The sequence below is a fragment of the Bacillus sp. LQ01 genome, assembly GCF_057624735.1.
In genome coordinates, this window is record NZ_JBYEZL010000002.1 from 664,686 (window position 1) to 683,648 (window position 18,963).

The 18,963-nt window shown below is 36.7% G+C and carries 21 protein-coding genes; 20 read left to right on the forward strand and 1 reads right to left on the reverse strand.

The window, feature by feature from the left end; translation table 11 throughout:
* Positions 1 to 144 precede the first annotated feature (144 nt).
* The 18 genes from yqiS (at position 145) to AC22L0_RS15985 (ending at position 16,507) form a co-directional block, all read left to right on the forward strand.
* Positions 145 to 1,044, forward strand: a complete 900-nt coding sequence (gene yqiS / locus AC22L0_RS15900; RefSeq protein ID WP_000764670.1) for a phosphate butyryltransferase — start codon at positions 145 to 147, stop codon at positions 1,042 to 1,044.
* Positions 1,045 to 1,078: 34 nt separating this feature from the next.
* Positions 1,079 to 2,179: a leucine dehydrogenase gene (locus AC22L0_RS15905; protein ID WP_000171357.1), complete on the forward strand. Its 1,101-nt coding sequence runs from the start codon at positions 1,079 to 1,081 to the stop codon at positions 2,177 to 2,179.
* 87 nt (positions 2,180 to 2,266) lie between these two features.
* The gene (buk, locus tag AC22L0_RS15910; RefSeq protein WP_487272333.1) at positions 2,267 to 3,370 is read left to right on the forward strand and encodes a butyrate kinase; all 1,104 of its coding nucleotides are present in this window, start codon (positions 2,267 to 2,269) and stop codon (positions 3,368 to 3,370) included.
* A 4-nt stretch (positions 3,371 to 3,374) separates the two neighbouring features.
* Positions 3,375 to 4,796, forward strand: a complete 1,422-nt coding sequence (gene lpdA / locus AC22L0_RS15915; protein WP_087967326.1) for a dihydrolipoyl dehydrogenase — start codon at positions 3,375 to 3,377, stop codon at positions 4,794 to 4,796.
* A gap of 27 nt (positions 4,797 to 4,823) precedes the next feature.
* On the forward strand, positions 4,824 to 5,825 hold the full coding sequence (gene bfmBAA, locus AC22L0_RS15920) for a 3-methyl-2-oxobutanoate dehydrogenase subunit alpha (RefSeq protein ID WP_000852551.1): 1,002 nt from the start codon (positions 4,824 to 4,826) through the stop codon (positions 5,823 to 5,825).
* A 13-nt stretch (positions 5,826 to 5,838) separates the two neighbouring features.
* Positions 5,839 to 6,822, forward strand: a complete 984-nt coding sequence (gene bfmBAB / locus AC22L0_RS15925) for a 3-methyl-2-oxobutanoate dehydrogenase subunit beta (RefSeq protein ID WP_000290071.1) — start codon at positions 5,839 to 5,841, stop codon at positions 6,820 to 6,822.
* A 15-nt stretch (positions 6,823 to 6,837) separates the two neighbouring features.
* Complete coding sequence (locus AC22L0_RS15930) at positions 6,838 to 8,157, forward strand: dihydrolipoamide acetyltransferase family protein (RefSeq protein WP_000257681.1); 1,320 nt, start codon at positions 6,838 to 6,840, stop codon at positions 8,155 to 8,157.
* 342 nt (positions 8,158 to 8,499) lie between these two features.
* Complete coding sequence (locus AC22L0_RS15935) at positions 8,500 to 9,678, forward strand: FtsW/RodA/SpoVE family cell cycle protein (protein WP_000831181.1); 1,179 nt, start codon at positions 8,500 to 8,502, stop codon at positions 9,676 to 9,678.
* A 107-nt stretch (positions 9,679 to 9,785) separates the two neighbouring features.
* A complete protein-coding gene (locus AC22L0_RS15940; protein ID WP_000550964.1) occupies positions 9,786 to 10,490 on the forward strand; it encodes a DUF421 domain-containing protein in 705 nt (234 codons plus the stop codon).
* A 70-nt stretch (positions 10,491 to 10,560) separates the two neighbouring features.
* Positions 10,561 to 11,025, forward strand: a complete 465-nt coding sequence (locus AC22L0_RS15945) for an NUDIX hydrolase (protein ID WP_000542555.1) — start codon at positions 10,561 to 10,563, stop codon at positions 11,023 to 11,025.
* 121 nt (positions 11,026 to 11,146) lie between these two features.
* Positions 11,147 to 11,554, forward strand: a complete 408-nt coding sequence (locus AC22L0_RS15950; protein WP_087967328.1) for a YjdF family protein — start codon at positions 11,147 to 11,149, stop codon at positions 11,552 to 11,554.
* A gap of 144 nt (positions 11,555 to 11,698) precedes the next feature.
* On the forward strand, positions 11,699 to 12,112 hold the full coding sequence (locus AC22L0_RS15955) for a BrxA/BrxB family bacilliredoxin (RefSeq protein WP_001979317.1): 414 nt from the start codon (positions 11,699 to 11,701) through the stop codon (positions 12,110 to 12,112).
* A gap of 252 nt (positions 12,113 to 12,364) precedes the next feature.
* Positions 12,365 to 13,144 (forward strand): transporter substrate-binding domain-containing protein, encoded by a 780-nt coding sequence (locus AC22L0_RS15960; RefSeq protein WP_000737665.1) that lies wholly within the window; start codon positions 12,365 to 12,367, stop codon positions 13,142 to 13,144.
* 36 nt (positions 13,145 to 13,180) lie between these two features.
* Complete coding sequence (locus tag AC22L0_RS15965; RefSeq protein WP_001046915.1) at positions 13,181 to 13,840, forward strand: amino acid ABC transporter permease; 660 nt, start codon at positions 13,181 to 13,183, stop codon at positions 13,838 to 13,840.
* Positions 13,833 to 14,555: an amino acid ABC transporter ATP-binding protein gene (locus AC22L0_RS15970; protein ID WP_000590202.1), complete on the forward strand. Its 723-nt coding sequence runs from the start codon at positions 13,833 to 13,835 to the stop codon at positions 14,553 to 14,555. Before AC22L0_RS15965 ends, AC22L0_RS15970 begins: the two co-directional genes overlap by 8 nt.
* 100 nt (positions 14,556 to 14,655) lie before the next feature.
* The gene (locus AC22L0_RS15975) at positions 14,656 to 15,624 is read left to right on the forward strand and encodes an aromatic acid exporter family protein (protein ID WP_000472665.1); all 969 of its coding nucleotides are present in this window, start codon (positions 14,656 to 14,658) and stop codon (positions 15,622 to 15,624) included.
* 16 nt (positions 15,625 to 15,640) lie between these two features.
* Positions 15,641 to 16,201 carry a L,D-transpeptidase gene (locus AC22L0_RS15980; RefSeq protein ID WP_001146562.1) on the forward strand — a complete coding sequence of 187 codons (561 nt, stop codon included), beginning with the start codon at positions 15,641 to 15,643 and terminating at the stop codon, positions 16,199 to 16,201.
* A 66-nt stretch (positions 16,202 to 16,267) separates the two neighbouring features.
* Entirely contained in the window at positions 16,268 to 16,507 is a 240-nt protein-coding gene (locus AC22L0_RS15985) for a DUF3894 domain-containing protein (RefSeq protein WP_000281167.1), read from the forward strand.
* Positions 16,508 to 16,579: 72 nt separating this feature from the next.
* Here the strand turns inward: AC22L0_RS15985 and prli42 are convergent, their stop codons facing one another.
* Entirely contained in the window at positions 16,580 to 16,672 is a 93-nt protein-coding gene (prli42, locus tag AC22L0_RS15990) for a stressosome-associated protein Prli42 (protein WP_000549040.1), read from the reverse strand.
* Positions 16,673 to 16,861: 189 nt separating this feature from the next.
* Here prli42 and AC22L0_RS15995 point away from each other — a divergent pair, with 189 nt between their 5' ends.
* The gene (locus AC22L0_RS15995) at positions 16,862 to 17,407 is read left to right on the forward strand and encodes a GNAT family N-acetyltransferase (protein WP_001987197.1); all 546 of its coding nucleotides are present in this window, start codon (positions 16,862 to 16,864) and stop codon (positions 17,405 to 17,407) included.
* Between the two features lie 127 nt (positions 17,408 to 17,534).
* The gene (locus tag AC22L0_RS16000) at positions 17,535 to 18,653 is read left to right on the forward strand and encodes a tripeptidase T (RefSeq protein ID WP_000609803.1); all 1,119 of its coding nucleotides are present in this window, start codon (positions 17,535 to 17,537) and stop codon (positions 18,651 to 18,653) included.
* The last annotated feature ends 310 nt before the right edge of the window (positions 18,654 to 18,963 follow it).

The window sequence follows — 18,963 nt, forward strand, 5'->3', positions numbered from 1 at the left end:
ACAGAATCTTTCGTTATTTTCCAAAGTATTGATTTTACTGCATTTTGAATGCGTTTTCATTATTGGTAAGACCACTTTTAAAAGTTGGCACGGTATTTGCTTTATAAATAGACGAGGGACGACGGAAAGGGTTGATTACAAAATATGAAGTTAGAATACTTAATTGATCAAGCAGCAGGAAAGCCTAAAAAAACTGTGGCTGTAGCAGTAGCTGAAGATCATGAAGTAATTGAAGCTGTAGCGAAAGCAATTAAATTACAGCTAGCTCAATTTCGTCTATATGGAAATCAAGAAAAAATAATGGGGATGCTACAAGAACATGGTTTACAAACTTCAGAACATGTTGAAGTGATTGCAGCAATGTCTAGTGCTGAAGCTGCAGAACTTTCTGTTAAAGCTGTGAGAAATGGTGAAGCAGATGTGCTTATGAAGGGGAACATCCCAACAGCGAATATTTTGAAGGCTGTGTTAAACAAAGAGTGGGGCCTACGTAAAGGTAGCGTACTTTCACATGTAGCAGCATTTGAAGTTCAAAATTACGACCGTCTTATTTTCGTTACAGATGCAGCGATGAACATCGCACCTGACGTAACACAAAAAGCTGCTATTATACAAAATACTGTAGAAGTTGCCCAGGCAATAGGAATCGACTTGCCCAAAGTGGCACCAATCGCAGCAGTAGAAGTTGTGAATCCAGCGATGCAGGCGACAATTGATGCAGCGATGTTAACACAAATGAATCGCCGCGGACAAATTAAAGATTGTATCGTTGATGGACCACTTGCTTTAGATAATGCAGTATCACAAATTGCAGCAGAGCATAAAGGCATAGTAAGTGATGTAGCAGGTAAGGCAGATATTTTACTCGTCCCAACGATTGAAGCTGGAAATGTGCTATATAAATCACTCGTATACTTTGCGGATGCAAAAGTAGGAGCAATGATTGCTGGCGCAAAAGCACCGATTGTTTTAACATCTCGTGCTGATTCAGCAGAAACAAAAGTATATTCATTAGCATTGGCAGTTGCGACTGCTTCAAAATAAACCAAAAAGGGTAAAACATTAGGGGGAAACGACAATGACATTAGAAATCTTCGAATACTTAGAAAAATATGATTATGAGCAAGTAGTATTTTGTCAAGATAAAGAATCTGGTTTAAAAGCAATTATTGCAATTCATGATACAACACTTGGACCGGCTCTTGGTGGAACAAGAATGTGGACATATGATTCTGAAGAAGCGGCGATTGAAGATGCATTGCGTCTTGCAAAAGGGATGACATACAAAAACGCAGCAGCTGGTTTAAACTTAGGTGGTGCGAAAACAGTAATTATCGGTGATCCTCGTAAAGATAAGAGCGAAGCAATGTTCCGTGCACTAGGACGTTATATCCAAGGACTAAACGGACGTTACATTACAGCTGAAGATGTTGGTACAACAGTAGATGATATGGATATTATCCATGAAGAAACTGACTTTGTAACAGGTATCTCACCATCATTCGGTTCTTCTGGTAACCCATCTCCAGTAACTGCATACGGTGTTTACCGTGGTATGAAAGCAGCTGCAAAAGAAGCTTTCGGTACTGACAATTTAGAAGGAAAAGTAATTGCTGTTCAAGGCGTTGGTAACGTAGCATATCACCTATGCAAACATTTACACGCTGAAGGAGCAAAATTAATCGTTACAGATATTAATAAAGAAGCTGTACAACGTGCTGTAGAAGAATTCGGTGCATCAGCAGTTGAACCAAATGAAATTTACGGTGTTGAATGCGATATTTACGCACCATGTGCATTAGGCGCAACAGTTAATGATGAAACTATTCCACAACTTAAAGCAAAAGTAATCGCAGGTTCTGCAAATAACCAATTAAAAGAAAATCGTCACGGTGACATCATTCATGAAATGGGTATTGTATACGCACCAGATTATGTAATTAATGCAGGTGGCGTAATTAACGTAGCAGACGAATTATATGGATACAATAGAGAACGTGCACTAAAACGTGTTGAGTCTATTTATGACACAATTGCAAAAGTAATCGAAATTTCAAAACGCGATGGCATAGCAACTTATGTAGCGGCAGATCGTCTAGCTGAAGAGCGCATTGCAAGCTTGAAAAATTCTCGTAGCACTTACTTACGCAACGGTCACGATATTATTAGCCGTCGCTAATCATTCATATATAACTTTTACAAAAGGCGTGGTTACCTCTTATGAGGTTTCCACTTCCTTTTGAATTTATTAGTGGAGGTAGCAACATTGTCTGTAAATCGAATTCTTGTTATTAACCCAGGTAGTACATCCACAAAAATTGGTGTTTTTGATAATGAAAGACCCGTTTTAGAAGAAACGATTCGTCATGACGTAGAACAGATTGGGAAATACAAGCGAATTATCGACCAATATGAGTTTCGAAAAGAAACGATTTTAGAAGTTCTACATTCTCATGGTATTAACATTTCAAAATTAAACGCTGTTTGTGGACGTGGTGGATTACTTCGTCCAATCGAAGGCGGTACGTATACAGTAAACGATACGATGTTAGAAGATTTAAAAAATGGGTTTAGCGGTCATCACGCTTCAAACCTTGGAGGCATTTTAGCATATGAAATTGCTTCTGGATTAAACATTCCTGCATTTATTGTGGATCCTGTCGTTGTAGATGAGATGGAGCCAGTTGCTCGTATAAGTGGTATTGCTGGTATGGAACGTAAAAGTATCTTCCATGCATTAAATCAAAAAGCAGTTGCTCGTAAAGTAGCCGAACAGTTAAACCACAAATATGAGGATTTAAATTTATTAGTTACACATATGGGCGGTGGTATTACAGTTGGTGCTCATAAAAAAGGAAGAGTAATCGATGTGAATAACGGTTTAAACGGAGAAGGACCATTTAGTCCAGAGCGTGCTGGTACAGTACCAGTAGGGCAACTAGTAGAAATGTGTTTCTCTGGTGAGTATTACCGAGATGAAATGATTAAAAAGCTTGTCGGACAAGGTGGACTTGTAAGTTTAATCGGTACAAATGATGCGATTAAAGTAGAGAAAATGGTTGAAAAAGGTGATCCTGAAGCAACTCTTATTTATAAAGCAATGGCATATCAAGTTGCAAAAGAGATTGGCGGAGCTAGCGCTGTACTTCACGGGAAAATCGATGCAATCGTATTAACTGGTGGACTGGCATACAGTAAAATTCTTGTCGATGAAATAAAAGAGCGAGTGGACTGGATTGCAGATGTTATCGTACATCCAGGCGAAGATGAGTTAGAAGCGTTAGCAGAAGGAGCACTTCGTGTATTACGTGAAGAAGAAGCTCCAAAAGAATATGTTGTACGTGAAAAAGAAACGGTAGCTAGGGGTTGAGATAATGGCAAAAGAATATGATTTAGTCATCGTTGGCGGCGGTACTGGTGGATATGTTGCTGCAATTCGTGCATCACAACTAGGGTTAAAAACTGCACTAGTCGAAAAAGAAAATCTTGGTGGTACTTGTTTACACAAAGGATGTATCCCTAGTAAAGCTCTTTTACGTAGTGCGGAAGTATATGCAACTGCTAAAAAAAGCGAAGAGTTCGGAGTTATTGCAAGCAATGTAGAACTAAACTTTGCGAAAGTACAAGAGCGTAAAGAGAAGATTGTAACGCAGCTTCATAAAGGCGTTCAACACTTAATGAAACAAGGTAAAATTGATGTGTTTGAAGGTATTGGCCGTATTCTTGGCCCATCTATTTTCTCTCCGATGCCAGGGACAATTTCAGTTGAACTTGCAAGTGGAGAAGAGAATGAAATGTTAATTCCAAAAAATGTACTTATTGCAACAGGTTCTCGTCCAAATTCATTACCAGGTTTAGAATTAGACGGAGAGTACGTAATGTCTTCAGATCATGCCCTAAAAATGGAAACGCTTCCTAGTTCGATTATTATCGTTGGTGGCGGTGTAATCGGTATTGAGTGGGCATCTATGCTTGCTGACTTCGGTGTAGAAGTTACAGTATTAGAGTATGCAAAAACAATATTACCACTAGAAGATCAAGACGTTTCAAAAGAAATGCAACGTCTATTCAAGAAAAAAGGTATTAAAGTGGTAACTGGTGCAAAAGTATTACCAGAAACATTGGTAAAAGATAATGGAGTAACAATCCAAGCTGAACACAACGGTGAAAATAAAGAATTTAAAGCAGAAAAAATGCTTGTATCTGTAGGAAGACAAGCGAATACGCAAAATATTGGCTTAGAGAACACAGATATCGTTGTGGAAAAAGGATACATTCAAACAAATGAGTTTTATCAAACGAAAGAATCGCATATTTACGCAATTGGAGATGTAATCGGTGGCCTGCAACTTGCTCACGTTGCTTCTCATGAAGGAATTGCTGCAGTAGAACATATTGCAGGGAAAGAAGTTACACCAATTGATTACTCTATGGTATCAAAATGCGTATATAGCAGTCCAGAAGTTGCTTCTGTCGGTTTAACAGAACAAGAAGCAAAAGAAAAAGGCTATAGGTTAAAAGTAGGTAAGTTCTCATTCCGCGCAATCGGAAAAGCACTTGTATACGGAGAATCAGATGGTTTCGTAAAACTTGTAGTTGATGAAGAGACAAATGACATTCTTGGTGTTCATATGATTGGACCACATGTAACAGATATGATTTCTGAAGCGGGTCTTGCAAGAGTACTTGATGCAACACCTTGGGAAGTAGCACATACAATTCATCCGCATCCATCATTATCTGAGGCGATTGGTGAAGCAGCACTTGCTGTAGATGGAAGAGCGTTACACGCATAAAAATGTGGATTTAGGAGGTTATGAAAAATGGCAGAAGTAAAAGAAAAGCGCCATGAAGAGCTTGGCTTAAGTGATGAGCAAGTATTAGAAATGTTCCGTACGATGTTACTTGCACGTAAAATTGACGAACGTATGTGGTTATTAAACCGCGCTGGTAAAATTCCATTCGTAATTTCTTGTCAAGGACAAGAGGCTGCACAAGTTGGAGCGGCGTTCGCTCTTGATAGAGAGAAAGATTATGCATTACCATACTACCGTGATATGGGTGTTGTACTAGCATTTGGTATGACAGCTAAAGAGCTTATGTTGTCTGCTTTTGCGAAAGCTGGAGATCCAAACTCTGGTGGTCGTCAAATGCCTGGTCACTTCGGTCAAAAGAAAAATCGTATTGTTACAGGTTCATCTCCAGTAACAACACAAGTACCACATGCAGTTGGTATTGCACTAGCTGGAAAAATGGAGAAGAAAGATTTAGTAACGTTCGTTACATTTGGAGAAGGCTCTTCAAACCAAGGTGACTTCCATGAAGGGGCAAACTTTGCTGGTGTACACAAACTACCTGTTATTTTTATGTGTGAAAATAACAAATATGCAATCTCTATTCCAGTTGAAAAACAATTAGCATGTAAAAACGTATCAGATCGTGCGATTGGTTACGGTATGCCTGGATATACAATAGACGGAAACGATCCACTTGCAGTATATAAAGCTGTAAAAGAAGCAGCAGATCGCGGTCGTCGTGGTGAAGGACCAACTTTAATTGAAACAGTATCATATCGTTTAACAGCACATTCTAGTGACGATGATGATCGTGTTTATCGTGATAAAGAAGAAGTAGAAGAAGCAAAGAAAAAAGATTCAATTATAACATTCGCAGCTTATTTAAAAGAAGCTGGTGTGTTAACTGAGGAATCCGAAAAACAAATGTTAGACGAAATTATGCATATCGTAAATGAAGCAACAGAATATGCAGAAAATGCTCCGTATGCAGCACCTGAAGATGCATTGAAGCACGTATACGCAGAATAGGGGGGAACGTTTCATGGCTGTAATGTCTTATATTGATGCTATTACATTAGCAATGCGCGAAGAAATGGAACGCGATGAGAAAGTATTCGTTTTAGGAGAAGATGTTGGTAAAAAAGGTGGCGTGTTTAAAGCGACACACGGTTTGTATGATCAATTTGGTGAAGATCGTGCGCTTGATGCACCGCTTGCAGAATCTGCAATTGCTGGGGTAGCAATTGGTGCAGCAATGTATGGTATGCGTCCAATCGCTGAAATGCAGTTTGCTGATTTCATCATGCCAGCAGTAAACCAAATTGTTTCTGAGGCGGCAAAAATTCGTTATCGTTCTAATAATGATTGGACTTGTCCAGTTACAATCCGTGCACCATTTGGCGGGGGGGTTCACGGTGCATTGTATCATTCACAATCTGTAGAAGCGATGTTTGCAAACCAACCAGGTTTAAAAATCGTTATCCCTTCTACACCATATGATGCAAAAGGCTTATTAAAAGCAGCCATTCGTGATGAAGATCCAGTATTATTCTTCGAACATAAACGTGCATATCGTTTAATTAAAGGTGAAGTACCAGAGGATGACTACGTATTACCAATCGGAAAAGCAGATGTAAAACGTGAAGGTGATGATATTACAGTTATCACGTACGGATTATGTGTTCATTTTGCTCTTCAAGCGGCTGAAAAGTTAGCACAAGATGGCATCTCTGCACACATTCTTGATTTACGTACTGTATATCCATTAGATAAAGAAGCAATCATTGAAGCAGCTTCTAAAACAGGTAAAGTTCTTCTTGTAACAGAAGACAATAAAGAAGGAAGCATTATGAGTGAAGTGGCAGCAATTATCGCTGAAAACTGTCTATTTGATTTAGATGCGCCAATCGCACGTCTTGCAGGTCCAGACGTTCCAGCAATGCCATATGCACCAACAATGGAAAAATTCTTTATGGTAAATCCAGATAAAGTTGAAAAAGCAATGCGTGAACTTGCGGAATTTTAATCGGGGGGACTATACATGGCTGTAGAAAATATTACAATGCCTCAGCTCGGGGAGAGCGTTACAGAGGGCACAATTAGTAAATGGCTCGTTAATGTTGGCGATCACGTAAATAAGTATGATCCGCTTGCAGAAGTAATGACTGATAAAGTAAATGCTGAAGTACCATCTTCTTTCACGGGTGTTGTGAAAGAGTTAATCGCTGGTGAAGGTGATACGTTAGCTGTAGGTGAAGTAGTTTGTGTTATTCAAGTAGAAGGCGCAGATGAAGTAGCAGCAACAGCTGTTGAGGAAAAAACTAAAGAAGAATCAAAGGCAGAAGTAGCTACGTCTGAAAAAGCACCGAAAGTAAAACAACCAACTGATGGAAAACCACGTTTTTCACCAGCTGTGTTAAAGCTTGCGGGTGAGCATAACGTTGATTTAGATCTAGTAGAAGGTACGGGAGCAAACGGCCGTATCACTCGTAAAGATATTTTAAAGCTAGTGGAATCTGGAAATATCCCACAAGCAGGTGCGGCGAAGAAAGAGGAAGCTGTAGCGGCAGTAGTAGAAGCTCGCCCAGAAGCACCAAAAGCAGCACCAGTAGCGCAAAAAGTAGAAGCTGCGAAACCAGTTTCTGTACCTACAATGCCTGGAGATATCGAAATTCCAGTAACAGGTGTGCGTAAAGCAATCGCAGCAAACATGTTACGTAGTAAACACGAAGCACCACATGCTTGGATGATGATTGAAGTAGATGTGACAAACCTTGTGTCATACCGTAACTCAATTAAAGGTGACTTTAAGAAGCGTGAAGGCTTTAACTTAACGTTCTTTGCTTTCTTCGTAAAAGCAGTAGCACAAGCGTTAAAAGAGTATCCTCAAATTAATTCAATGTGGGCTGGCGATAAAATTGTTCAGAAGAAAGATATTAACCTTTCTATCGCTGTTGCAACAGAGGAAGAACTATTTGTACCAGTAATTAAGCAAGCGGACGAGAAAACAATTAAAGGTATCGCTCGTGAAATTACAGAACTTGCAGGAAAAGTACGTACGAAATCGTTAAAAGCAGACGAAATGCAAGGTGGAACATTTACAATTAATAACACAGGATCATTCGGTTCTGTTCAATCTATGGGTATTATTAATTACCCACAAGCGGCTATTTTACAAGTTGAATCAATTGTAAAACGCCCAGTAATTATGGATAACGGTATGTTCGGTGCTCGTGATATGGTTAACTTATGTTTATCACTTGATCACCGAGTACTTGATGGTTTAATTTGTGGTAAGTTCTTAGGACGTGTTAAAGAAATTTTAGAAAACATGTCAGAAAATAATACATCTGTATATTAATAAAAAGCTCGCTTATGCGAGCTTTTTATTATCTTATTTCTTCATCTACATCCTACTATATGTATAAATATCTTTCCCAGTAATCTTACAATAAACGATTATGTATTAGGAATTTACGAAAATACATTGCTGATATATGGTATATGGATATAAAATAAGAAAAGAATAATTTTTTTGGCAAATCTTACTGATGAAACTGTAGTATAATATATTGTATTGTATGAAAAAGAGAGTTATTCTATATAAGTGTTTTATAGATAATGTGTAATCAGTCGTCAAAACATGAAGAATGTTGACTCCTGGTTTTTTATTTTTGCCGTAACAATGTTTCAGGAGGATGTCATGAAAAGAAGTACCGAGTTTCTAAAAAGTTTAGATGTAAAATTAATTTTAATTTTGTGTGCACTATGTGTGACGAGTATAGCTGCTATATATAGCAGTCAGCAAACGGGACAGTATGGAGCTGCAAACTTTGCTATGAAACAAGGTGTTAACTACATAATTGGGGTTGTATTGTTACTTCTTGTTGCAAGCATCGACTTAGATCAATTGCAAAAATTATCTTGGCCGCTTTATATTGCTGGATTTGCTTCACTTATTCTTTTGAAAGTATTACCACCATCAGGTTTTACACCTGAAAAATTAGGTGCAAAAAGATGGTTTGTTTTCCCAGTATTTGGGCAAATTCAGCCGTCTGAGTTTTTCAAAATTGCATTGCTACTTGTAGTAGCGAGTATAGCAGTGAAACATAATGCACAGTATATGGCAAGGACATTCCAAACAGATTTAAAGCTAGTAGGTAAAATTATGCTAGTGTCACTTCCACCTATGGCGGTTGTATATAGTCAACCTGATACAGGTATGGTGTTCTTATATGCTGCTGCTATTGCATGTATTTTATTTATGTCAGGTATTCAAAAGAAATTGATAGCATTATGTACAGTTATTCCGTTGACCATATTATCTGCTTTAATATTTATTTTCTTTAAGTATCAAGACTTTTTCTATAATAATTTAGTTACTTTACTAAAGCCTCACCAACAGTCGCGTATTGTAGGTTGGTTAAATCCATTTGAAAATGCAGATCAAGGTTATCAAACACAGCAATCGATTTTAGCTGTAGGTAGTGGAGGAATGGAAGGTAAAGGGTTTGGGGGAGGAAGCGTCTATATTCCAGAGAAGCATACTGACTTTATTTTCGCTACAATTGCCGAAGAAGGTGGATTTATCGTAGCAGCCTTAGTTGTCTTCTTGTTCCTATTACTACTATATCGAACAATTATTATTGGTTATTCCGCTGATAATTTATTTGGTACATTATTATGCGCTGGATCAATCGGTATATTAACAGTTCAAATATTCCAAAACATTGGTATGATCGTTGGATTAATGCCTGTAAAAGGTATTGCATTACCTTTCTTATCGTATGGGGGAAGTTCCTTATTCTCAAATATGATTATGATGGGGCTCATATTATCGGTACGGAAAACTTATAAAAAATATATGTTTTCAGTTAAGTAAAAAAAGCTGGTTCGTTTTTAAACGAACCAGCTTTTTTACATATATGCTCATAAACGTTGCAAACTAAAACAGGATAGCAGTTTGAGACGGGTAAGGAGTGCAAAGTGATGCATATGCATATTTTTGAAGGAGCACGACATCTTTCTAATAGTGAATGGGTTATTCGGGCTATTATAGCATACATATTTTTAATATTAGTTGCGAAAGCGATGGGGCAAAGGTCTATCGCACAACTTCGTTTTTTAGATGTTGTATTAGTGTTATTGCTTGGTGGAAATATTTCTAACGCATTGTCTGATGAAAAAGTAGGGTTACTGGGATCGATGATTACAACGTTCATACTTGTTGTACTTCATATTATAAGCTCAGTTTTAATGCTGAAATGGGATAGATGGAGACGTTTTTTAGAGCCTGCACCTATTATTCTTATACACAATGGTTCCATTAATTTTAGCAATTTGAAAAAGGCGAGAATTACCTTGGAATATTTGTTTTCGGAACTTCGTATGCGAAATGTGAGCGATATTCAAACGATTAAATTAGCATTATGGGAAGCAAACGGTGTCGTTTCTATATTTCGGTATCCAGAATATGAAGCAGTTTCGCGGCTTGATCTTAAAGTGGCGGGAAAAAAATCTCCAGTTTCTTTTGTATTAGTAAAGGATGGGAGGATACAGAAAGATGTTCTTGCATTATTAGGAAAAACAGAAGCGTGGGCGAGAGAATTTCTAGAGGAGAGTACAGAAGTCGAATCTATTATGTTAGCTACAGTAGATGAATCACATAAAATAAATATTTTGTTAAAAAAATGAAAAATATACGCATTTTGTCGTTTCGTACATATGATACAATAGTGTGGACAACGAAAAAGGAGGCGATACGGTGGGATATGTAGAAGAATTACGAAAAATAGTTGGTCATCGCCCTTTAATTTTAGTTGGTGCTGTTGTACTCGTTATAAATGAAAATGGATATGTTTTATTGCAGCAGCGGACAGAGCCGTACGGAAAATGGGGGCTACCTGGCGGGCTAATGGAGCTTAGTGAATCACCAGAAGAAACAGCTTATCGTGAAGTATATGAAGAGACAGGAATAAAAGTGAAGAACTTGCGACTAATCAATGTATTTTCTGGAGCGAACTACTTTACAAAATTAGAAAACGGTGATGAATTTCAATCTGTAACAACCGCCTATTATACGGATGAATACGAAGGGGATTTTGTTATGAATAAAGAAGAAGCAGTTCAGCTTAAATTCTTTTCAGTAACAGAACTACCTGACTATATTGTAGGATCGCATAAAAAAATGATTGCTGAATATATGAAGATTATGGAAAAAAAGATATAATAATAGTGAAAGAAATACAAAAACACAGCTCTGGTTGGTAGTCCAGACGCATGATTTCATGTCAGTAACCTTCCCCTCCGGGATGTCCCGTATTTCTAATCTTTTAAAGGAGGGGCTGTCAATGGATTTGACAGTATATCACGATGGCCAATTTTTTGTTGGAATCATTACATGTAAAGAAAAAGGGAAATTGTATGGGGCGAGGTATATTTTTGGGGCGGAACCGTCAGATGAAGAAGTGTTTATGTTTGTGAATGGTTCACTTTTAGAGCATTTTCAGCACTTTGCAAAATGTGGTGTAGAAGTTAAAGAAAAACAGCGTCCTAAAAACATAAAGCGTATCATACGACAAGCAGCAAAAGAAATAAATATTAAACGTTTTACTAAGGCGCAAGAGGCGATTAGTTTATCTTATGAATTGCATAAACAAGAAAAGAAACTGCAGTCTAAAGAGAAGCGAGAAGCTGAAAAAGAAAGAAGACGTTTAATGAAAGTACAAAAAGCAAAGCAAAAACATCGTGGTCATTAAAGAAAAGGTGTTAGAGCAAGAGCTCTAACACCTTTTCTATACTTAAATACAAGTAAACTTACTTGTATTTCATAAACATTAACTGGTAAGATACAAATAGGTAGTTTTAGAGGAGGGAAAAGAGTGATTAATTTTAACTTTTTTATGAATGATGTTGTCCGCCAAGCGCGTGAAGAGATTGTCTCTGCTGGATATACAGAATTGACGACGCCGGAAGCGGTAGAAGAAGCGTTTAAAAGAAATGGAACAACACTTGTAATGGTAAACTCTGTATGTGGTTGTGCAGGTGGTATTGCTCGTCCTGCTGCTGCGCATTCCGTACATTATGATAAACGTCCTAACCACCTTGTAACGGTGTTTGCAGGTCAAGATAAAGAAGCGACAGCAAGAGCGCGTGAATATTTCGAAGGGTACCCACCTTCTTCTCCATCATTTGCTTTATTAAAAGATGGAAAAATTGTAACGATGGTAGAGCGTCATGAAATTGAAGGTCATGAACCGATGCAAGTTATTGCGAAACTACAATCATATTTCGAAGAGAATTGTGAAGAACTATAAAAAATAAGAGAAAAGGCGGCACGTCCACAATCAAGTGGATGTGCCGCCTTTTTTATTTATTATTAAAATTTCTGAGATATGCATAGTTATGTTGTTTTATGCATCATTTTATACATAACAAACAGCGTTTATATTGTTTCGTTATTTATTTTTATTTTATATATTGCATAAAAATAAAAGTGCTGATACAATACAAACATCGAATAAATATTCTATTAAACTTTTAAATATACATTATTAGGGGGAAGAAAGATGAAGAAGTTAGTATCAATATCGTTTGCACTTATTTTAATTGTAAGTATATTCAGCGCTTGTAGTAATGAGGAATCGAAAGAAACAAAAGGAAATAAAAAAGTACTCGTAATGGGAACTTCAGCAGATTATAAACCTTATGAATATGTAGATGCGTCAAAGAGCGATGAAATTATTGGCTTTGATGTTGATGTTGCTAAATATATCGGAAAAGAACTTGGGTATGAAGTGAAAGTGAAAGATATGGATTTTGGTGGTTTATTAGCATCTCTTAGTTCAGGAAAAGTTGATTTCGTAATGGCAGGTATGACGCCAACTGCAGAGCGTAAAAATAATGTTGATTTTACAGATATTTATTTTGTTGCGAAAAATATGGTCGTTTCTAAAAAGGATTCTAACATTAAATCTGTAGAGGATTTAAAAGGGAAAAAAGTAGGGGTACAAACAGGGTCTATTCAAGAAGAGAAAGCTTCAGAATTTAAAAAACAAGTAGATTTCCAAGTTGAGGGACGTGACCGTATACCAGAAATCGTACAAGAAATTAAAGCTGGTCGTTTTGACGCTGCAATTATAGAAGATACAGTTGCTAAAAATTATTTAGAGAAAATGAAAGATTTACAAGGAATTGAAATTAAAGAAGCACCAGAAGAAGTTGGAGCAGCAATTGCCCTTCCGAAAAACAGTGATAAAACAGCTGAATTTAATAAAGTAATTAAAAAAATGCAAGAAAATGGAGAAATGGATAAATTAGTGAAGAAATGGTTTGGCAGCGGAAAATAAGCTGCCTTTCACTTTTCTGTGAGGGGAATGAAAAGAATGAACTTAGATTTTTCGGCGATTACGCCTTCGATACCATATATACTAAAAGGTTTAGAAGTTACTTTGAAAATTGTAGCAGTATCAGCTTTAGCAGGATTTATTTTAGGAACGCTATTAGCACTTTGTAAAATTGCTAGAATACGAGCATTAAATATAGCAGCAGATTTTTATACATCAATTTTTCGTGGTACACCCCTTGTATTGCAATTAATGATTATTTATTTCGGCGTCCCACAAATAATTGGTTATGAAATACCAGCATTCTTAGCTGCTGTACTTGCATTTAGCTTGAATTCAGGTGCATACATGTCAGAAGTAATTCGTGCTGGTATTCAAGCGGTTGATAAAGGACAAACAGAAGCAGCAATGGCTTTAGGGATACCGTACGGAAAAATGATGAGAAATATTATTTTCCCTCAAGCATTAAAAAATATATTACCAGCGCTTGTGAACGAATTTGCGACACTTACGAAAGAATCGGCTGTAGTAACAGTAATAGGCGCGACTGATTTAATGCGTCGTGCTTACATTGTAGGCGGTGAGACATTTAAATATCTTGAACCATTACTTTTTGTTGGACTGATTTATTATATGTTAGTCATTATTCTTACATTAGTCGGGAAGGCAATTGAAGGGAGAATGAAGAAAAGTGATTAAAATTGAAAACCTTCATAAATCATTTGGTAAAAACGAAGTATTAAAAGGAATTACAACAACAATTGAAAAAGGGGAAGTAGTCGCAATTATAGGGCCTTCTGGATCAGGAAAATCAACATTTTTACGTTGTATGAATATGTTAGAAGCACCAACGGATGGTCACATTTGGATTGGGACGGAAGAAGTAACGAATCCGAAAACGAATGTTATGCATGTTCGTGAAAATGTCGGTATGGTATTTCAACATTTTCACTTATTTCCTCATATGACTGTATTAGAAAATATTACGTATGCTCCTATCAATGTAAAAGGGGTAACGAAGCAAGAAGCTGAAAAGAAAGCTGAGAAACTTTTAGAAAAGGTTGGATTAGTAGATAAAAAAGATACGTATCCAAATCGTCTTTCGGGAGGACAAAAGCAACGTGTAGCAATTGCAAGAGCGTTAGCGATGGAACCGGAAGTTATGTTATTTGATGAACCGACATCGGCGCTAGATCCAGAGATGGTGAAAGAAGTGTTAGAAGTTATGAAATCGTTAGTTACGACAGGAATGACGATGGCTATCGTTACACATGAAATGGGCTTTGCAAAAGAAGTGGCAGATCGTGTTCTTTTCTTGGACGGAGGAAAGCTTGTAGAAGATAGTGCGCCAGAAGAATTTTTTGCAGCGCCGAAAAGTGAACGTGCGCAACAATTTTTACAAAAAATATTGTAATATGAAAAGGTTATGTGAATAATAAGTAGAAAAGGATGACATTGTGTCATCCTTTTTTTATACTAGCTGTAAATACGTTTATACATATAGGAGTAATGATATGTTTAAAATTGGATATCGTACAGTAAAAACAGCAATAGGGACAGGTGCGGCAGTTTTTATTGCTCAGTTATTAGGGTTAGAATTTTATAGTTCAGCAGGCATTTTAGTTATTTTATGTGTACAAAATACGAAGCGCAAATCACTTCAAGTGTCGTTACATCGTTTTCTAGCGTGTGTATTATCAATGGCATTCGCGTTTTGTATTTTTGAAACGATTGGCTATACACCACTTGCAATTAGCATATTGTTACTTACATTTATTCCGACTGCAGTAATGCTTAAAATTCAAGAAGGTATTGTCACGAGTTCAGTTATTGTTATGCATCTATATTCATTGAAGCAAATTACATGGCTTATAGTTGGAAATGAAATTGCTATATTAACGATAGGGATTAGCGTGGCGTTATTAGTAAATATGTATATGCCGAGTAGTGAAAATAAGCTAAAAGAGTATCAGGATAAAATAGAGAATAATTTTAAAACGATTTTGTTTGAAATGGTTGTGTATTTACGAAATCGAGAAAGTAGTTGGAGTGGAGCAGAACTCATTGAAACCGAGAATATGTTAAATGAAGCAAGAGATTTATCGTTTAAAAAACTTGAGAATGCATTTATGCGAGAAGATGATTATTACTATCGTTATTTTAATATGCGTATGCAACAATTCGAAATTTTAGAGCGAATGATACCACTAGCAGCTTCTTTATCGTGGACATATGAACAAGCTGACATGATTGCAGATGTTGTTGAAAACATTGGTAATGCTATTAGCCCTGAGAGTACTGGCGTTATTTCCTTAAGGCAGCTTCAAGAAATGAGGGAATTATTTAGAGACATGCCATTGCCAGCTACACGCGAAGAATTTGAGATACGTGCGAAACTTGTTCAACTTGTGTATGAAATGGAACAATATTTACTCATTAAAAGTCGCTTTAAGGGAAAGGATAATATAAAAGAACTTATATAGAAGGTAGGAATTATCTATGCCGTATCTTCTCTCTATCATATTATGTCTTTCTTTATCGCCGATTTGGCCTCTTGGGGATAATCCACGTGCCGGAGATCCTTTTATTATTGTAAATAAAGCAACGAATAAATTAGCTTACATTGACGATGGAAAGATTCAAAAGATTTTTCCAGTAGCGACAGGGAAAACGAATGAATTAACTCCAGAAGGAAATTTTGATGTTGTAATGAAAGCAAAGGATCCGTATTACATTGCGAAGGATATTCCAGGTGGATCGCCAAAAAATCCACTTGGGTCAAGGTGGATTGGATTTAATGCAAGAGGAACTGATGGAAGTAAATATGGAATACATGGAACAAACCAACCGAGTTCAATTGGAAAGTATATTTCACAAGGGTGTATAAGAATGAAGAAAAACGATGTGGAATATTTGTTTGATCGCATTCCAATTGGAACGAAAGTATGGATTGTGAAATCGAAAAAATCATTTCAGCAATTGGCAAAAGAAAAAGGAGCCGTTGCATATGAAAAAGCCAACGAAAAGGTTGGCTTTTTCTATTATAATAAGTTGTCTTGACATGTGTACATAACCGTGCGTTAATGAGAGTATAGAAAGATAAAATTAGATAAAGGGGTTGCTCATATGTACTTGAATCCAAAACTTTCGTATATGCAGTTTTTTATGGGATTTCTATTTGTTATTACATTCATATTGGCAACTTTTAATATATGTTCTTATCTTGTAGCGATTGTATGTATGGCATTACTTAATCTCACTTTTGTTATTGGGGCATTTCAGCAGAAACAATATACAAGTTTTGTAATAGCGCTTGTAATGTCATTTTCCTTTAGTATTGTAGCGATTGTGTTTTATATAAAATAAACCATCTCGATGTCGAGATGGTTTATTTTGTTATGTGTAAAAAGTAAAAAAAGGACGAACACATCGCCCTTTTTACCAAAACATACTCGCGCCAGCAAGTAATGTTGTTACAAGCATAGAAATTAGCATCACATAAACCATAACTTTTTGAGCTTTTTTATGCATCGTTATACCTCCTTGCAAATCAGTACAATTTCATTGTAACGAGAAATGAAATTATGGACAAGGGGAGAGTGAGGACAAAATTCGGGAGGGGATTGCAAAATATAACAGGAAATTTGAGAGTGTGTAGAGAATATAGTAAAAGGGTATATTGTTAATTTTTAGTTGGGCAAGCTGAAGAATGGAGATACGATGATGAAAATATACGAAACAGATCGTTTATACTTAAGGGAAATTGATGAGTCGTATGCTGAAACAGTTCTTCAATATTACGACAGAAATCGTGAATTTTTAAAAGCTTGGGAAGAGTATAGACCGGATGATTTTTTTACGCTAGATTATCAAAAGAAAAAGTTGCAAAAGGATAGAAAAGAGTTCGAAGAAGGGAAAATCATCAGACTATGGATTTTTAAAAAGGGTGATGATACGAAAATAATTGGGTGTATTTCATTTAATTTAATCGTTCGTGGCATTTATCAATCTTGTGTACTCAGTTATAAATTAGATAAAGCAGAGTTAAACAAAGGGTATACGACAGAAGCGCTTAGAAAAGCAATTCAAGTTGCTTTTGGGGAATTTCAGTTACATCGTATAGAAGCTCCGATTATGCCTCGTAATTTAGCATCTATACAAGTAGTAACGAAGATAGGTTTTCAATATGAAGGCGTATCTAGGAAGATGTTAATGGTAAATGGCGTGTGGGAAGATCATATGCGCTGGGTATTGTTAAATGAGTAATAGAAAGCAGATGGTTATCTAGACATGTAAACCATCTGTTTTTTGTCTTGTATTTCGAAACTTTTGCGAAATTCTGTTATAATTAATAGTGTTACATACATAATGGTAGTGCAGGAGGCGCAGTCTTATGATTAATCAAGAACGTTTAGTAAATGAATTTATGGAATTAGTACAAGTAGATTCTGAAACGAAATTTGAAGCAGAAATCTGCAAAGTATTAACGAAGAAATTTACAGATTTAGGTGTAGAAGTATTTGAAGATGACACAATGGCTGTAACTGGTCATGGTGCAGGTAACTTAATTTGTACTTTACCAGCAACAAAAGATGGTGTTGATACAATTTACTTTACTTCTCATATGGATACAGTAGTTCCTGGTAATGGAATTAAGCCTTCTATTAAAGATGGATATATCGTATCAGATGGTACAACAATTTTAGGTGCGGATGATAAAGCTGGATTAGCATCAATGTTCGAAGCAATCCGTGTTTTAAAAGAGAAAAATATCCCTCATGGTAAAATTGAATTTATTATTACAGTCGGAGAAGAATCAGGTCTTGTTGGTGCAAAAGCATTAGACCGTGAGCGTATTACAGCGAAATATGGCTACGCATTAGATAGCGATGGAAAAGTTGGTGAAATCGTTGTTGCAGCTCCAACACAAGCGAAAGTGAACGCAATTATTCGCGGGAAAACAGCTCACGCTGGTGTAGCGCCGGAGAAAGGTGTATCTGCAATTACTATCGCAGCGAAAGCAATTGCGAAGATGCCACTTGGTCGCATTGACTCTGAAACGACTGCAAATATTGGACGTTTTGAAGGTGGTACACAAACGAATATCGTTTGCGATCATGTACAAATCTTTGCAGAAGCTCGTTCTTTAATCAATGAGAAAATGGAAGCACAAGTTGCGAAAATGAAAGAAGCATTTGAAACAACTGCAAAAGAAATGGGCGGGCATGCAGACGTTGAAGTAAACGTTATGTACCCAGGATTTAAATTTGCTGATGGTGATCATGTTGTAGAAGTTGCAAAACGTGCAGCTGAAAAAATTGGTCGTACACCTTCTCTTCACCAAAGTGGTGGCGGAAGTGATGCAAACGTAATTGCAGGACATGGTATCCCAACAGTTAACTTAGCAGTTGGTTATGAAGAAATTCATACAACAAACGAGAAGATTCCTGTTGAAGAATTAGCAAAAACAGCAGAATTAGTTGTTGCAATTATTGAAGAAGTAGCGAAGTAATGGAATAGAAAAAGCGTGTAAATCAATTGTGATTTACACGCTTTTTATTTTGATTCGATTGCTTTGACAAGACGTATAAGCCAATATAAGAAAACCTATGGAAGTATATACGTTGTTGCTACATGTACTAGACGAAGGAATAATCCTAACGTATTCATATTGAAAATCGGAAGTAGTAAATAATTAATTGCAATGATTAATATAACTACAAGGAATGTATAATTGAGTTTATCCCGCTATTTGCCGGACAGTAAGCCCCCCCCACCTCAAAATTCAGCGAAAGTAAAGAATTTAGGTGAGGGCTGATTAA

What these genes read in the sequence shown, in the direction of transcription:
- AC22L0_RS15950 (WP_087967328.1), top strand. Translation starts at nt 11,147, where the DNA reads ATGGATTTGACAGTATATCACGATGGCCAATTTTTTGTTGGAATCATT.
- bfmBAA (WP_000852551.1), top strand. Translation starts at nt 4,824, where the DNA reads ATGGCAGAAGTAAAAGAAAAGCGCCATGAAGAGCTTGGCTTAAGTGAT.
- yqiS (WP_000764670.1), top strand. Translation starts at nt 145, where the DNA reads ATGAAGTTAGAATACTTAATTGATCAAGCAGCAGGAAAGCCTAAAAAA.
- AC22L0_RS15930 (WP_000257681.1), top strand. Translation starts at nt 6,838, where the DNA reads ATGGCTGTAGAAAATATTACAATGCCTCAGCTCGGGGAGAGCGTTACA.
- AC22L0_RS16000 (WP_000609803.1), top strand. Translation starts at nt 17,535, where the DNA reads ATGATTAATCAAGAACGTTTAGTAAATGAATTTATGGAATTAGTACAA.
- AC22L0_RS15995 (WP_001987197.1), top strand. Translation starts at nt 16,862, where the DNA reads ATGATGAAAATATACGAAACAGATCGTTTATACTTAAGGGAAATTGAT.
- AC22L0_RS15980 (WP_001146562.1), top strand. Translation starts at nt 15,641, where the DNA reads ATGCCGTATCTTCTCTCTATCATATTATGTCTTTCTTTATCGCCGATT.
- lpdA (WP_087967326.1), top strand. Translation starts at nt 3,375, where the DNA reads ATGGCAAAAGAATATGATTTAGTCATCGTTGGCGGCGGTACTGGTGGA.
- AC22L0_RS15940 (WP_000550964.1), top strand. Translation starts at nt 9,786, where the DNA reads ATGCATATGCATATTTTTGAAGGAGCACGACATCTTTCTAATAGTGAA.
- AC22L0_RS15985 (WP_000281167.1), top strand. Translation starts at nt 16,268, where the DNA reads ATGTACTTGAATCCAAAACTTTCGTATATGCAGTTTTTTATGGGATTT.
- prli42 (WP_000549040.1), bottom strand. Translation starts at nt 16,672, where the DNA reads ATGCATAAAAAAGCTCAAAAAGTTATGGTTTATGTGATGCTAATTTCT.
- AC22L0_RS15955 (WP_001979317.1), top strand. Translation starts at nt 11,699, where the DNA reads ATGAATGATGTTGTCCGCCAAGCGCGTGAAGAGATTGTCTCTGCTGGA.
- AC22L0_RS15975 (WP_000472665.1), top strand. Translation starts at nt 14,656, where the DNA reads ATGTTTAAAATTGGATATCGTACAGTAAAAACAGCAATAGGGACAGGT.
- AC22L0_RS15960 (WP_000737665.1), top strand. Translation starts at nt 12,365, where the DNA reads ATGAAGAAGTTAGTATCAATATCGTTTGCACTTATTTTAATTGTAAGT.
- AC22L0_RS15935 (WP_000831181.1), top strand. Translation starts at nt 8,500, where the DNA reads ATGAAAAGAAGTACCGAGTTTCTAAAAAGTTTAGATGTAAAATTAATT.
- bfmBAB (WP_000290071.1), top strand. Translation starts at nt 5,839, where the DNA reads ATGGCTGTAATGTCTTATATTGATGCTATTACATTAGCAATGCGCGAA.
- AC22L0_RS15965 (WP_001046915.1), top strand. Translation starts at nt 13,181, where the DNA reads ATGAACTTAGATTTTTCGGCGATTACGCCTTCGATACCATATATACTA.
- AC22L0_RS15905 (WP_000171357.1), top strand. Translation starts at nt 1,079, where the DNA reads ATGACATTAGAAATCTTCGAATACTTAGAAAAATATGATTATGAGCAA.